This window comes from Dyella sp. 2RAB6 (genome assembly GCF_052115385.1).
Taxonomy (GTDB): Bacteria; Pseudomonadota; Gammaproteobacteria; order Xanthomonadales; family Rhodanobacteraceae; genus Dyella_D.
Window position 1 is genome coordinate 1 of the sequence record NZ_JBFRGP010000011.1, and the last position, 15627, is coordinate 15627.

The 15627-nt window shown below is 65.5% G+C and carries 4 protein-coding genes and 1 pseudogene; all 5 read right to left on the minus strand.

Annotated elements, in window-relative coordinates; all coding sequences use genetic code 11:
• Positions 1–119: 119 nt before the first annotated feature.
• The gene (locus AB4083_RS15495) at positions 120–4643 is read right to left on the minus strand and encodes an RHS repeat-associated core domain-containing protein (protein WP_441608982.1); all 4524 of its coding nucleotides are present in this window, start codon (positions 4641–4643) and stop codon (positions 120–122) included.
• Positions 4644–4927: 284 nt separating this feature from the next.
• Positions 4928–5404, minus strand: coding sequence for a chemotaxis protein CheW (locus AB4083_RS15500; RefSeq protein ID WP_441608983.1), 477 nt, complete (start codon positions 5402–5404; stop codon positions 4928–4930).
• Positions 5401–7146 carry a chemotaxis protein CheB gene (locus AB4083_RS15505; RefSeq protein ID WP_441608984.1) on the minus strand — a complete coding sequence of 582 codons (1746 nt, stop codon included), beginning with the start codon at positions 7144–7146 and terminating at the stop codon, positions 5401–5403. The genes AB4083_RS15500 and AB4083_RS15505 overlap by 4 nt, the downstream gene beginning before the upstream one ends.
• A complete protein-coding gene (locus AB4083_RS15510; RefSeq protein WP_441608985.1) occupies positions 7139–13396 on the minus strand; it encodes an Hpt domain-containing protein in 6258 nt (2085 codons plus the stop codon). The genes AB4083_RS15505 and AB4083_RS15510 overlap by 8 nt, the downstream gene beginning before the upstream one ends.
• A 109-nt stretch (positions 13397–13505) precedes the next feature.
• Positions 13506–14744, minus strand: a pseudogene (locus AB4083_RS15515) (methyl-accepting chemotaxis protein); the annotation flags it as partial.
• Positions 14745–15627: the final 883 nt, after the last annotated feature.

A 15627-nucleotide genomic window follows, 5' to 3' on the forward strand; every position in this document is an offset into this window, starting at 1 on the left:
CTTCTGATAGTTGGCTAACAGACTGCTAAGCAGCTCGTCGGGCACTTCGTGTTTGCGTGGACTCATGGTGTCTCCGGGTCAGATGGCAGTTTCCTGCCAATGCCCCGTTTACACAAAATCTAGGATAGGCCCCCTGTTGGCGTCCCCCCTTGCGGCTGGCCTCCAGGACAGGACTGTGGCGGGGCTTCTGGCTCGGCAGGAACTGGGTCTTCCATCCCACCAAGTGGATTTCCTCTTGGCTCTGCGGGGGTTTGATGCCCGGGAGGCGCCCCCGGATTGTTAGGTTGCACCATGTCCGGGTTTTGGTTGCAAGCCGCAAAGAGGATGAAGCAAAGGATCCGCCAGCTCTTATTGTCTGGCACAAGCCCCAACGGGTCGACGTGGCTCAGCGGATTTGATGCGGTATAGCTATATAAGCTGGGCCCCGCATTGAATCCTAACGGATCCGCTTGACCATACCGACCCGTCACGGCTTCGTAATCGCGGTTAATATTGTTATGAAGTCGACTTTCGACGTCGTAATACTGACCAGGAAATCGCAAATTGAAGGTGATTTCAGTAGTTGTGGGGAGCTTCTCGCCAAAGGGATTCGCTTGATATGCCCACTGCCACACCGTCGCTCCCGTGCTATCGGCGATCGAACGCGGAGTATTCAGACCATCCGCATGCACGTAACTTACTGTGCTACCTGAACCGTTTGTGCTGATGATTGCCACTGGCAGGCTGTCTAACCAAACGTAGCTACGACTCGTCGCCCCGTATTCACCCAAGAGCTGACTGCCTTCGTCATAGGTGAAGCGCTGACTCGCTGATGCAGCCTTGGCAACGCGCTGCCCCATTGCGTTGTAGATGTAGTTCGCAGCCGTCTGGCCGTTCCGCTGCACCACCGTCAAGCGATTGCGGTCGTTGTAGCCGTAACCAAATGTGTCGCCACCCGCCGCATTACCAGTGGTGTTGCCATTGGCGTCATACGTCCGGGCGCTGCTGCCGATGCTCGTCAGCCAATGCGTTCCGGTCTGATAACCGTAGGTACCCGTCGCCAGTCCGTTACTCGCCTTGCTGAGGCGGTCGCCGGTTTTATTGTAGGTGTAGGCCTCGATTGCCTGGCCCTGTGCATCCTTGAGGCCCGTCAATCGGTACAACGGATCGTAGCTGTAGGTCTCGATCGCTGGATTGGCACCTGATGCATTGCCCAAGGCTGTAATGTTACCTATCGCATCACGGGCAAAGTGCAAATTCAGCGCCGGGCTGACGACGTCTGTCACCGCGTAGTTTGCGTCGTAGGTGCGGGTGATGGTCTGGCCATTGCCTAGGGTGTAGCTGGCGATGGGACCGAATGGCAGGTAGCTGGCGTTGGTCACCACGTTGCCGGCCCCGCTGCTGCCCGGCGACTGCACGTTGACGCCACTGATGCGTCCCGCGCCATCGCGGCTGTATTGGATGACAGTGCCATCCGGGGTATGGGTACTCGCCAAGCGATCGGCCAGCGTGTAGCTGTAACTGACCATGTCGACGTTCGTGCCCTGGGTCTGGCGCTTCTGCACCACGTTACCTCGGGCGTCGTAGCAGTAGACGGTGGCGACGGCGGTTTCCACCACACTGGTCAGGCGACCAACCGCGTAGGAACCCACGCAGCCCGTGACGCTGTCTGCCTCGTCGTAGCGATAGCTAACGTTTGCGTCGCTAGTCGGATAGGTGGTGGCGGTGATGCGGTTAAGCGCATCGAAGGTGCTGTGGCTGACCACACCTCGTGCATCCGTGGCCTGAATGCGGTTGCCGGCCGCATCGAAGACATAGCTGGACGTGCCCGTGTCGGGACTGTGCACCGCCTTGGCGTTACCCAGGCCATCGTAGTCGTAGGTGGTATTGAGACCGTCCGGGTCGCTCACGCCCTGCAACTCATCGCGCGGGCCGTAGGCGAACACACTCTGTGTGTTTTGCGTGGCGGTATCGGTGCCGTTGTAGTTGTCGATGGTGCTGACCAGGCGATTAAGGGCGTCGAAACCTTGCTTGCGCTGGATGCCCAACGCATCGGCGCTGCGCACCAGGTTGCCGTTGCCGTCGTAGCTGTCGCTGAAGCTGGCGTCGAAGACGGTGCGATTGAGGCCATCCTTGATACCGGTGAGCTCGCCCAGAGTGTTGTAGCTGCGAGCCAGGGATCGGCGCAGGGTGTTGCCAGCGTCGTAGGTCTCTTCCTTCGTCTTGTTGCCCGCCGCGTCCAGCGTGTAGTGGATGCGGTTGCCTACGGGGTCGGCAATGTCGGTGAGGCGATGGGCGGCGTCATAGGTGTAGGTAAGCTGCACGCCGTCAGGATCTTTCACGGAGGTCACGGCGCCATAAGGCGTGTAACCGATCTGTGTCACAGCGTCGTTCGACGACGCTGTGCCATCGGCATTGGCGCGGACAGTACGAGTGAGCACCCAGCCGCGGGCATGGTAGGTGGTGTCGGTGAGAACACCATTAGTGTCCCGCTGACGCATTACGCGACCGTTTTTGTCGTAGGTCACGAATGTGGTGACATGGCCAGCCGGATCGGTAACCTGATAGAGATCGCCCGCGCGGTGGCAGGCGCCGCCGATCGTACCGCAGCCGGATTCATCGGCACTCATGTAGTAGCTGTAATGCGCCGTACTGGTGACATCAGTGCGAGGACCGGTAGCGCTCAGCAACAAACCCGTGACCGGGCACTGCGCGCCATCAACGGCATTGCAATAGGAATACGTCCAGCGGCTCACGCCTGCAGGAGTCGATCCCGTGGCAGCGCACGTGTAGCTGCCGGCGACTGAAGCATCTATTTCGCAGCGGGCGAGTACCTGACCGGCACCGTTATAGACCCAGGTCGTACTCTTCTTGACTACACTGCCCGCATCACTAACCGTCCGCGAAAGCGGCACGCGCAGCGAGGTATTCCAGGTGATGTTGGTCGAGCGCTGAGCCGTATCACCCACGCCTTCGACCAGTTGCTGAATGAGTCCCAGCGAGCTGTACGTATAATTAGTAGTCACCCCACTCCAACTCTGGGATGACTTGAGAAAGCCATTGCTGTCGTAAGCCATTTGCTGGCCCACGCAGTCGCGGCAAAGCGGCCCACTGACCGAGACCAGCCGCATGCCACCCGCCGAATCCTGATAGTTGAAAGTACGCTGCGCCCCGAGGTTGTCGGTCACCGTAGTGGCATTACCGCTGTAGCTCACCGCGTTTGTATAGACATTGCCGTTCAGGGCGCTGGACAGAGCCTTACCCGTGGTCGCGTCGTACGTCCAGGTCGCGTAGTTCGCGTTGCCCTCATCCACCCAGGCAGTCATCGCCTGGGGGAAATTGGCGCTCTCGTACTTGTACGTGATCGACTTTCCGTCTGCGTAGGTCACCGAAGCCAGATTTCCCAGCTCGTCGTAGGCGTACTGAACGTTCGTCTCATCCGGCAGGGTGAGCTGTGTCAGCCGGGCGCTACCGTCATAGCCGAAGCCCAGTTGCCGGCCGTAGCTATCCGTTACTGAGCTGATGACATTGGCATTGCCGACATCCGCCCGAGCAAAGGTCTGCGCATAGCCATCCCTGCTCGTGATCTTCAAAAGACGACCGTTCGGATCGTATGACTCGACGTCGCCATTCTCGGCAGTCAACGAGTAGCCGCCGCTGTTCGCAACAAGAGTAATGGTGCTTTGCCCGGACGACTGGCACACCCCATTGAAACAGGTGAAGTAGTAGTTGCGGCCATCTGGCCGAAACACAGTAATGCCCGCAACTGCATCCGTAATCGGCGCCGAGTAGGCCAATGACGGATTGGTGTTGTAGATTCTAAGTACCTCGCCATTGGACAATGTGCACTGTCCATTGCCGCTATTGGTTGCGGTCACACCGCTATAGGCGGAATCGCGACTGGCCAGCTCAGCGACGCCCGAGGTGCACGCCCCGTCCGCCGAACTGTAGGTAGCGGAGAAGAAAGCCGTCGACCCACCGGACACCGACGATTTCGCCCCCGCCGCGATACTTGTGATCCGCCTGGCCGCGAAAGCGTTGCTCCAACCCCTATTGCCAGCCGCATTCTGGGGATTGCTGTTGTAGCTACGATCGAAGCGAAGGCGCCCATTTCCGCTGACGTAGTCGCTGGCGGATTCCGACATGTTTCCGGAGCCAAGATCGATGGGGAGTGGTACGGCTTTCTCACCGCCACTACACATGCAATTGCCATCTGCAGGATTGTTGCCAGGCTTGCCCAGAAAATAGCCGGCGTTGCAGCCCCTTACGTTAGGGTTGGCCTCCGTTGGCCCCCAGTTGTAGCCGGGATCACAGGTGTATACCCAATACACGGCGTAAGGCGAGTAGACCAGGATGTCCGGACTGGGAGGAATGACGCAGTGTGCATCGGCCTCCATCTCCGTCGTATGAAGCGGTGGCGTGTAACTGGTGCCCGACGGCTCGACGTGCCAGTCCATCAACCAGCATTTCTCCGGCGATCCGACGGCAGAGAAATACGCGGCCCAGGCCGCAGCAAGACTGCTTTCCTCCCACGCCTGGGCTGCAGGTCCATCCCATTGGACCTGATTCTGCGGATAAGTACTTACCGCATTATAGTTCTGCGCCCCAGCCATCGGCGCCCAGAAGAGCAAGCCAGTTAGAAGGAGAAGGATCCAACGCTTCATGGGTTTTCCCTGGAGAAACTTGCAACGAGATGATCCATATCGGCTACCGACCGAATGGAAGCAGCAATATCGAGCCGACTTCCACTGCAGTGACCGGTTTGTCATGAGGCGCCGACCATTAACGTTCCAAAAGAAAGGCCGCGCCACCTAACGGCGGCACGGCCTTTATTGATCAATGACTGGCGTCTCAAACAGCATTCCATGCACCTTGCTTGCACCAATCCTTGGTCCACCTAATTCAAGGGAAGAGAAGCTTGCTGCCACGCGCAGCGAACGGGGTCACGTTATTCCACCAACTCCAACATCTCCGCCAACTGCCCCTCAATCCCCTCAAGATCCGGAATCACCGCCACGTCATCGCGCACCAACACCTGCGCCTTTACACCCGGCGGCAACTCCGTCCCATCGTGCGTGGGAATAATCAACTCCGCATTAAGCGTAGTCAGCCGCGGAAACCCCTGAGTAACAACTGCCACAAACGGCAGCTTCGGATTCCCGCCCAGCGCCTTCAACACCGCCACGCGCTTGGCCAAGGTCGGATCGCCCTCCTCCGCACCGGCGAGCTTGGTGAACGACACCAGCGGCACGCGCCAGCCGCGCCATGCGATGCGGCCAAGCAGCCACTCCGGGCCATTCTCAACCGGCTCGGAGGTCGGCAGCGTAATCACTTCGGCGACGGTGGCGTTGGGCAGCAGCAAGCGCAGGTGGCCTACCGGCACCAGTACGCAACGGATTTCGCGCGGTAACGGCTGCTCGCTCATCGCTGGACTTCCTCTTCGATCAAACGTGCCGCCAGTTCGAACGGCGTTCCGGTGAAACTTGCCAGGCGTTCGGCTTCGACGCCGTGCACCATGTCGGCGTAGTGGTCGCCGGAGGCCTGCTCGACCCACACGCGGCCGCCGCGGTCGTGCACGGCTTGCGCGCCGGCAACGGCATCGGTGCCAGGGCCGGCGAAGACGATGGCGACGGCGTCGCGGCCGAATACGTTGGCGGCGGTGGTGAAGGCGCTATCGATGGACGGGTTCTGGAATGAGGTGACGTCCACCGCTTCGCACTCGACGCGGCCGTCGCGCAGCAAGCGCACCTGGCGGTTGGCGGGCACCAGCAGCACTTCGCCGGCGCGCGCGCGGTGGCCGTGGCTGGCGATGCGCACAGGCAGGGCGGAATGCTTGGACAGGCGCTCGGACAATGCGTCTACCGAAGCTGCGCCCTGGTGCTGGGTAAGCAGCACCGCCATGCGCAGGCTGGACGGCAACGCGGCGAGGAAGGCACAGACCGAGTCGGTACTGTCGACCGTCGCGCCGAGCAGCAACACGCGGCCAAGCGCGCTGTCGAGTTCGCCCAGATGCACTTCGTGCGCGTATTCCTCGCGCGGCGCAATGGCTTCCTCGATGGAGACCAGTTCCAGCGTCATGCCGGGCTCGATGCCCGGCGCCTCGTCCAGCAACTCCACGTCGGGTGCGAGGAAATCGACGGCGCTCATTTTCTCGATGCCGAATTCCGGCGCCGGCGCTTCGGCCAGCGGCGCGTCGTCGTCGACCAGCGACCAGCCGGCATGCATCGCCTCGGCGCTGGGGACCTTCTCCACCTTGATCGGCGCGTCGGCGGGCATGAAGCTGTCGTCCAGCGGCGTCAGCGCGAGGTGGTCGAGCTGGAACGACGGACGTGCCGCGCTCGGCGGCGAGGCCAGCGGTTCGGTCGGCGTGCTGGCGGTGAGCTCTTCGCGCATCGGCGGCGGCACCGCGGCGACGAGCTCGTCGTGCAGGGGCGGCAGCGGTGCGTGGCCTTGCGTGTCGGCCAGGAAATCGGTGTCGAAGTCGGCGCCGAACATGCCGTCGTGCAGCGGCGGCGCGTCGTCGGCGATCGGCTTCAGGCCGCTGCCGAATTCGTCTTCGACCGGCTCGTCCGTATCGGCGGCGAGCAGGGCTTCGAGTTCGGCGGCGAGCGATTCGGACACGTCGGCGGCTTCGCCGACCACCGGCGAAAGCAGGATCTCGGGAGCTTCGTCGATCAGCGTGATATCGGCCACCGGCTCGATCTCAGCCAGCGTGGCGGCTTCGGGTTCCGCCGCCGGCTCTGCATATGCCGACGCCAGCGCGACCGGCGCCAACGCTACCTGCTGCACCGGCGTTTCCACCGCCAGGGCATCGGCCGGGCGCGGCGGATCGATATCGCCGTCCGCCAGCACCTTTACCGCGAGATGGCGCGCCCAGCGCGCACGGTCCCAACCGTCCAGGCCACGGCTGGCCTGGGCGTCGTTGAACACCACGCGCGGATGGTCGCCGTCGATCACGTCGTAGAGGCGATCGAGTTTGTCGGCTGCTTCGTCGTCGAGGTTCACCACCACCACCTGGGCGCCGGTGCCGTGGATCAATTCGCGGCTCAGCGTGCCCAGCGCGCCCTCGTGCACGATGCGTGCACCGCGTTCGCGCAAGGCTTCGCGCAGATGGGCCCCGAGTTCCGCGTCGTCGAACAGCAGTGCGACTGCCGGGGCTTCAGCCATGGGCGGACTCCGTCGCCTGGTCCTGCAGGGCACGCTGCTCCAGCACTTCGCTGATCTGCGCCAGCAGCTCGGCTTCCTGGTACGGCTTGCCGAGGTAGCGGTCCACACCGATGTCGAACGCGCGCTGGCGATGCTTATCGCCGGTACGCGAGGTGATCATGATGATCGGCACCTGGCGCAGGCGCGGGTCGGCCTTCATCTGCTCGGCCAGTTCGAAGCCGTCCATGCGCGGCATTTCGATATCGAGCAGCATCAGGTCGGGCACGCGCTCGTGCAGTTTCTCCAGCGCATCCAGGCCATCCTTCGCGGTATGCACTTCGTACTCGTGGCGTTCCAGCACGCGGCCGGTGACCTTGCGCATGGTGATGGAGTCGTCGACCACCATCACCAGCGGGCGCACGCGCTCTTCCTCGACCACCGGCATTTCGACCGCGGTGAGGCCTTCGGCCAGGCGTTCCTGGCGGCGCACGATGCCGTGACGTACCAGCGGCGGCAGATCGAGAATGATCAGCACCGAGCCATCGCCCATGATGGTGGCGCCGAGGATGCCCGGCACCGAACTCACCTGCGGGCCGACCGACTTCACCACGATCTCGCGCGAGCCGATCACGGCATCGATGCGGATCGCCGCGCGCAGGTCGCCGGCGCGGGTCAGCAGCAGCGGCAGCTGTTCGTCGCCCGGATGGCCGGCCGGAATGCCCAGCAGTTCGGCCAGGTCGTGGATGCCGTACGGCTCGCCCGAATACGGGAAGCTCGGCTCGTACTCGGCCAGGCGTTCGGTCAGATCGGCCGGGCTGATGCGGGCCACGCCCTGCACCGAGGTCATCGGGATGGCGAAGTTGGATTCGCCGATGCGCACCAGGATCGCCTGCGTCACCGCCAGCGTGAACGGCAGCCGCAGCACGAAGGTGGTGCCCTGGCCGGCCTGCGATTCCACCGCGATGGAGCCGCCGAGCTGCTTGATCTCGTTGGCCACCACGTCCATGCCCACGCCGCGGCCGGCCAGCTGGGTGACGCTGCTGGCGGTGGAGAAGCCCGGCTGGGTGATCAGGGCGAGCAACTGGTCGTCGCTGAGCTTGGCGTCGGCGCGCAGCAGGCCGCGCTCGATGCCGCGCTTGCGCACGGCCTCGCGGTCCAGGCCACGGCCGTCGTCGGTCACGCGCACCACCACCTCGGTGGCTTCGCGCGCCACGCGGATACGCACCGCGCCTTCGGCCGGCTTGCCCGCCTTGCGGCGTTCGTCCGGCGATTCGATGCCGTGCGCCACGGCGTTGCGCAGCATGTGCTCGAACGGCGCCTTGAGGCGGTCGAGCAAGGTGCGGTCCATTTCGCCGTGCGCGCCTTCTACGAACAGCTGGGCGCTCTTGCCCTGCTCCTGCGCGGCCTGGCGCAGGGTGCGGCGCAGGTTCGGCACCATCGTGTCGAACGGCAGCATGCGCGTGCGCAGCAGGCCGTCCTGCAGTTCCGAGCTCACGCGCGACTGCTGGATCAGCAGCGTTTCGGCCTGGCGGGTCAGTTCGTCCAGCATGCCCTGGATCGACACCAGGTCGGACACCGACTCGGCCAGCGCACGCGAGTACTGCTGCAGCTGCGAGTAACGATCGAGCTCGAGCGGATCGAACACGCTCATGCCCGCTTCGCGGTGCTCGCGCTGGAAGCGCGCGATGATCTGCGCTTCGGTTTCGATTTCCATCATGCGCAGCTGGCTGCGCAGACGCTGCACGGTCTGGTCCAGCTCGACCAGGTTGAAGCGATAGCCGGCCACCTGCTGTTCGAGGCGCGAACGGTAGATCGCCACCTCGCCCGCATGGTTGACCAGGGTGTCGAGCAGTTCGGAACGGACGCGGATCTGTTCCTGCGGACCGCGCATCTCGTCGAACTGGCCTTCTTCCGGCAGCAGTTCGGGCAAGCCGGCGCGATCGGCCAGCCCGGCCACCGGCACGGCCGGCTCCTCCGCTGGCTTGGCTTCGCCGGCCAGGCCGAGGAAGCGGTCGATCATCGCCTGCGGATACTCGACGCCGCGGCCCTGCGACATGCGCTGCACCAATCCGTGCAGTGCGTCGAAGCCCGCTTCGAGCGCGCGAATCAATTCGCCCTGGCGCGCCGGATCGTGGCCGACCGGGCTTTCCAGCATGGTTTCGATGGCGTGGGTGAGATCGCCCACCGGCACCATGCCGGCGATGCGCGCGCCGCCCTTCAGCGTATGCAGGTCGCGCTGCAGGCTGGCCATGTGTTCCGGTTCGGCCGGCTCGGCACGCCACTGCGACAGCACGCTGTCGGAGTGATCGAGAATCTCGCGCGCTTCCTCGGTGAAGATTTCCAGCAGGTCCGGATCGATCTGTTCGTTGGTCCAGCTGCCGGCGTATTCGGAAGTGAGGTCGTGCTGCGGGGGCTTCGGTGCTGCGGCCTTCGGTTCCTCGGCCTCGACGACAGCTTCCGGCCCGACGTGCGCAGCTTCGACGTGCTCAGGCTCGACTTCAGCCGGCGCCACCGCTTCGAGATGCACGGCTTCGACATGCACCGCTTCGACGATCGGCTCGTCGACCAGGCCCGAGACCGGCTCGGCGAGATCGGCGAAGGCTTCGGGCGTGCCGAGGAACTCAGCCAGCCCGGCCTCGTCGACGGCGCCGACTTCGATCTCTTCGACCTGGCTTTCGGCGAGCACCGGGCTCTCGGCGGATGCCGGCTCCAGCGTCGCATGCGGCGTGACAGCTTCGACCGCCTGCTCCGCACCGACCAGCGCATGCGCATCGACCAGGCGCGCTTCCGCCGGTTCGACGGCATCCAGCGACAGCTCGATGTGCTCGGCTTCGTCGGCGCCCAGGTGGGCACCGGACAGCTCGATCGGTTCGATGGACTGGCCGTCGAAGGACAGCGTGTGCTCCATCACGATCTCGGACGGGTCCGCTGCCGTTTCCTCGTGCTGCGGCACGTCGGTGGTGAGGTCGCCATACAGCGCGGCGAAATCGTCCGCCTCGGTCAACGGCGCGGCGGCGTGATGCGTCGCCTCCGCTTCCTGCACGGGCGCTTCGGCCTCGAAGCTGCCCAGTGCGGCCATCAGTTCCGCGGTGAAATCGTCCACCGGCGCGGGGGCCGGCGTGGCGGCTTCGTGCGGCGCATGCGCCTCGCCAGGCTGCACCGGCATGGCGGCGTCCAGCGCGGCGGCGAGCGCGCCTTCGTCGACTTCGCCCTCCGCGGCCAGGTCGTCGGCCAGCGGCTCGAACAGCACGTGGGCCACCTGCGCCTCGGGCTGCGCGTCGCGCAGCTCGCACAGGCGGCGGATCAACGGGTCCAGTTCCGGCAGCTGCGGCTGCTCGGCGTCGAACTGGCCCATGATGTAGTCGACGGCGTCGGCGCTCTTGCCCAGCAGGTTCACGCCCTCGGCCGAGAGCGGATGGCCGCCGGCGCGCAGGCGCTTGAGCAGGCTTTCCAGCGGCGACAGCAGCTGGGTCAGTAGCGGGATGTCGACCATCGCGATGGCACCGTGCAGCGTGTGCACGGCGCGCAGCAGGCCGTCGTCCACGCGCAGCTCGCCGTCGACGCGGTTGATCGCGTGGCGGATGGTCTGCAGGTACTGGGCGACTTCGCTGCGCAGGATTTCCAGCAGCACCGGATCGACCGGCGGCAGCACCGGCGGCGCGATCATGTCATGCACCGGGGTGGCTGCCACCGCTTCCGGCGCGGGTTCGACGTGGGCGAGCGTGGCCGGCGGAATCGCCTCGGCGGCGAGCTGCGAGCGCCGCACGCGGCGGCGCACGGTGCGACGCACCGTCTCGGTGGCGGCGGACTTGAAGTCTTCGATGCTGGCGTGTTCGCTGCCGCCGGAAAGGCGATCGGCGGTTTCCATGATCGCGGCCAGCGGCGCATTCGGCGCGCCCTCGCCCATCAGCGCGGCACGCAGCTGCGGCAGCGCTTCGATGGCGTGGTGGATCAGCGCCTGCACGTTCGCATTGGCGGGAATCGACTGATCGAGCACGCGGTTGAGCATGTTCTCGATCTTCCACGCGTACTCGCCCAGCGCGGTGGCGCCGACCAGGCGGCCGGAGCCCTTGAGCGTGTGGAAGGAGCGGCGGATCGAGGTGAGCCCTTCGAGGCGCTCCGGATCGGCCAGCCACTTGCGCTCGGCGTCGCGCAGGCTGTCGATCTCCTCCTGCATTTCCTCCAGGAAGATCTCGCGGATCTCGTCGTCGATGCCGTCAACGCTGACCTGGAAGCCGGCGTGGGCATTGATGGCGTCGGCGGACGGCACGTGTTCGAGCACTTCCTCTTCGATCTCGACCCAGTCGTCTTCGTCGTTGATGCCGGACGCGTCCTGCGCGGGCACGTGTTCGGTATCGACCAGGCGCAGGCCGGCCAGCTCGTGCGCGGACGGCATCGGCGTGACGGCTTCGCCGATCACCAGGCTGCCCAGGTCGTGGCCGGTGCCGAGGCTGACGGTCTCGGTCAGTTCGTGGTCGGTGCCCAGGTCCGGCGTAAACGCGGTGGGTACCGGTGCGGGCGCGGCGGCGGCCGGCTCGGCGTCGGCCAGCACGGTGCGTGCCGCCGGCGGCGGCCAGTAGCCGAGCGTGCTGAGGCTGTGCTCGGCCACGTCCAGGATGTGTTCGAGGCCGCCGCGATGTTCGCGCGCCGCTTCGAGGTAGTACTCCAGCGCGGCCAGCGCGTCGGCCAGGTGATCCATCTGCGTGCTGGTCGGCACGCGGCGGTCGCTGAGCAGTTCGTTGCCGACGAAGCGGCCGATGCCTTCGGCCAGTTCGGCCGGACGCGGCGCGGTGAGCATGCGCATGGCGCCGGACACTTCGTCCATCAGGCCCGGCACGTCGGTCAGTTCCTGATGGCGCCAGCCGGATTCGATGAAGGCGACGATGGCGTCCTTCACCTTGCCGGTATTGGCGGTGGCTTCCTGCATCAGGGTCGACAGGATGTGCCGCGCCTCGCTGCGCGGCAGCATGTTGACCGGCGCGTCGTGCGCGGGTTCTTCGTCGGCGCCGAGGCTCTCGATATGGTCGTCGAGCGAGGCTTCCACGTAGAGCAGCGCGCCGGCGACGTCGAGCAGCAGCTCCTCGTCCGGGGCGCGCATGCGGTTGGCGATGTCTTCCAGCACGCGGCGCTGTTCGGTCACCACGCGGCGCGGCACGCCCAGGGCGAGCATGCCGAGGGTGTCGCCGACGCGTTCGAGCACGCCGGTCTGTTCGCTGAGCTGAGCAGGGTCGGCGTTGGCCTGGCGCAGGAACAGGTCCAGCGCCTCCTTCACCCGCAGCAGGTCTTCCTTGATGGCCTTGGCCACCGAATCCAGCAGGGCGCGGTTGTGGCCGGACATCGAACCACGGGCATGTTCCAGCTCGCTCTCGTCGGGCAGCAGGCGGTCCAGGCCGTAGGTGCGCACGATCAGGTCCATGCGCGCGCTGCGCTGCTTGGACTGCGCCACCACGTAGAGCAGCTTGCGCGCCAGCTCGTCGGCATCGCCGCCGCGCATGGACGCTTCACCTTGTTCGATCAGCTGGCGGATGCTGCGATCGACCTTGCCGATCAGCTGGCGCACCTCGCCCACCTGGCTTTTCAGCACGCCCTGCTGCAGGCCTTCCAGCACGCCGGCGGTGATCCACCACAGGCGCCGGCCCGGCACGCTGTAGCAGCGCGCGGCGATCGCATCGAGGGTCTGCACCATCGCGCCGAGCTGCTGCTCGGCCGCCTGGCCGCGGAACCAGCCCAGCAGCTGCTGCTGGAAACGCAGGCGCAGCTCGGCGATGCGGCCGTGCATGCGCTCGGCCTCTTCCTGGTTGAGCGCGGCCGGCGCGTTGTCCGGCAGCGCGGCCTCGAGATTCGGCGCGAACAGCGCCGACTCGTGCAGCGCCTGCTGCCCGCGGCTGGCGCGCAGCTCGTTGAGCAGCGGCAGCAGCACCACCGGCACGTCGCGATGGCCGCCGGAAAGGCGTTCCAGATAGTCCGGCAGCTGCATCAGGCCGCGCATCATCGCGGCATAGGCTTCCTCGCGCTGGGTGACGTGGCCTTCGAGCAGGGCGACAGCGAGGTTTTCCATTTCCTCGGCCACCAGCGCGGCGCCATACAGCTCGACCATGCGCAGGGTGCCCTGCACCTGGTGCAGGCTGTCGGCGCACGAGCGCATGACAGCGCGGTCGCCCGGATTTTCGACGTAGGATTCCAGCGCCTCACGGGCGATGGCCAGCGTCTCGTCAAGCTCGGGCTTGACCCACTGCAGGGTGGTGAAATCGATGTGGTCTTGAAGTCTCATGCGCCCCTCTCAGCGGCCACGCAACGCGTGTCACGCAACCGTCGAGGTTGCCCCCCTGTCCTCGGGCGCGTCCATTTGTGGCGGACGCACCCGTACCTGTTTCTGGTTGTCAGCCCGGCAGCTTGAAGTGCGCCACCGAACGCCGCAGATCGCTGGCCAGCTGGGCCAGGTAGCCGATCGACTCGGCCGTCTGGCTCGCGCCCTGCGAGGTTTGCGAAGTGATTTCCTGGATCGCGTTCATCGACTGCGAGATGTCCGTCGCCGCGATGGACTGCTCGCGCGCCGCGGCCGAGATGTTCTGAATCAGCGCGGACAGATCGTGCGACACGCGCTCGATATCGCCCAGCGCGCTGCCCGCGTCCTCGGCCTTGCGGGCGCCGGCCACCACTTCCGCGGTGGTCTGCTCCATGGAGTTGACGGCTTCGTTGGTGTCGGACTGAATCGCCTGCACCAGCGTTTCGATTCGCTTGGTCGCGCTGGCCGAGCGTTCGGCCAGGCGCTGCACTTCGTCCGCCACCACCGCGAAGCCTCGGCCCGCCTCGCCGGCCGAGGCCGCCTGGATGGCGGCGTTCAGCGCGAGGATGTTGGTCTGCTCGGCAATGTCGTTGATCAGTTCCACGATCGAGCCGATTTCCTGGGACGACTCGCCCAGGCGCTTGATGCGCTTGGAGGTTTCCTGGATCTGGTCGCGGATCGAGTCCATGCCCGAGATCGTCTCGCGCACCACTTCGGCGCCGCGTGAAGCGATGCGCACCGAGCGTTCGGCCACGTCGGCCGATTCGGCGGAATCCTTCGACACGTTGTCCATCAGGCTGGCGATCTGGTTGATCGCCGAGGTCGCGGTGCTGATCCGCGCCGCCTGGTGCTGGGCCGCGTCGGCCAGGTGGCGCGCGGTGGTCTGGGTTTCCTGGGCCGAGGACGAGACCTGCTCGGAGGTCTCGTTGATGGTGGTCACCAGGGTGCGCAGCTCGTCGATGGCGTAGTTCACCGAGTCGGCGATGGCGCCGGTAATGTCCTCGGTCACGGTGGTCTTCACCGTCAGGTCGCCTTCGGCGAGCGAACCCATTTCGTCCAGCAGGCGCATGATCGCCTCCTGGTTACGCTGGTTCAGCTCGGCCGATTCCTGGAAGCGGCGGCGCTGGTCGCGGACCAGGGTAAACACCAGCAGCACGGCGAAGGCGGCGGCGCCGCCGGCGCCCAGCACGCCCCACCACACGTTCGGGAACAGCCGGCGCAGCGGCAGCTTGCCGATCTGCTCGGACAATTCATTCGCGCGCAGCAGCACGTTCTGCGAATCCAGCGAAGCCTGGTTGCCCGCGCGCTTCACTTCGGACAGGTTGCCGGCCGCGCCGACCAGCTTGGTCACCGGGTCCTGCAGGCTGTCCCACTTGGTCTGCATGTCGCCCAGGATCTTGCGCGCGTTGGAGTCGCTCATCGAACGCACGCCGACTTCCGCATTGCCTTCCTGCAGGCCCTTGAGCACGCCGCCGTAGAGCTGGCCGTCGCGGGCCAGGCCGTCGGCCGCCGGCTGCGAGGCGTCGCCGCCCTGCAGGATTTCCTGCACGCGGCGGATCATGCGGTCGGCCAGCAGCATCTGGCGCGCGGAGGTGTAGGTCTGTTCCGCACTGCCGCCGCGCTGCTGCAGGATGTTCACCACCTGCTCCATGCTGGAGTTCAGCACCGGCAGTTCGCGTGACAGGCTGCCGGCGCGCTGCGCCGAATCGAGCACCAGGGCCTTGTTCGACAGGATCTTGCCGATGTCGGCGTCCAGCTGCTTCCACGCATTGCTCAGCGCGGCCACCGCGCGGCCCGCCGGGGAGGCGCTGTTGTCGGCATAGGCCTTCATGCCGCTCTTGGTGTCGCCCGCGTTCAGGCGCTGGACCGCGGAATCGATCGCGTTGCGGTTGGTTTCCAGCTCCTTGAAGGAGTCGACGTTACCGTCCGACGCCTCCAGCGCGTACTTGGCGGTCTGCTGCGACAACACCTGGATCTGCGTGGTCAGGCCGATGGCCTGGCGATCCTCGCCGTTCTTCGCGTTAAGCATGAAGAAGTCCAGCGCCGCGAAGCCGATCGCGATCACCAGCAAGACGATGAGGCCGGTATAGCCCCGCTCCTTGCCGACGCCCCCTGTAGTGCTCATGTGCGTTACCTCACCCGTCTACGCCACGCCGTCGTTGCGGCGTCGGTTGGGACTTCAAAGCCCGTCAATCCGGCCGCGACCCGGCACCGGT

Excerpts from the sequence above, each read along its gene's own strand:
- AB4083_RS15500 (WP_441608983.1), bottom strand. The coding sequence starts at position 5,404 with ATGAGCGAGCAGCCGTTACCGCGCGAAATCCGTTGCGTACTGGTGCCG.
- AB4083_RS15495 (WP_441608982.1), bottom strand. The coding sequence starts at position 4,643 with ATGAAGCGTTGGATCCTTCTCCTTCTAACTGGCTTGCTCTTCTGGGCG.
- AB4083_RS15510 (WP_441608985.1), bottom strand. The coding sequence starts at position 13,396 with ATGAGACTTCAAGACCACATCGATTTCACCACCCTGCAGTGGGTCAAG.
- AB4083_RS15505 (WP_441608984.1), bottom strand. The coding sequence starts at position 7,146 with ATGGCTGAAGCCCCGGCAGTCGCACTGCTGTTCGACGACGCGGAACTC.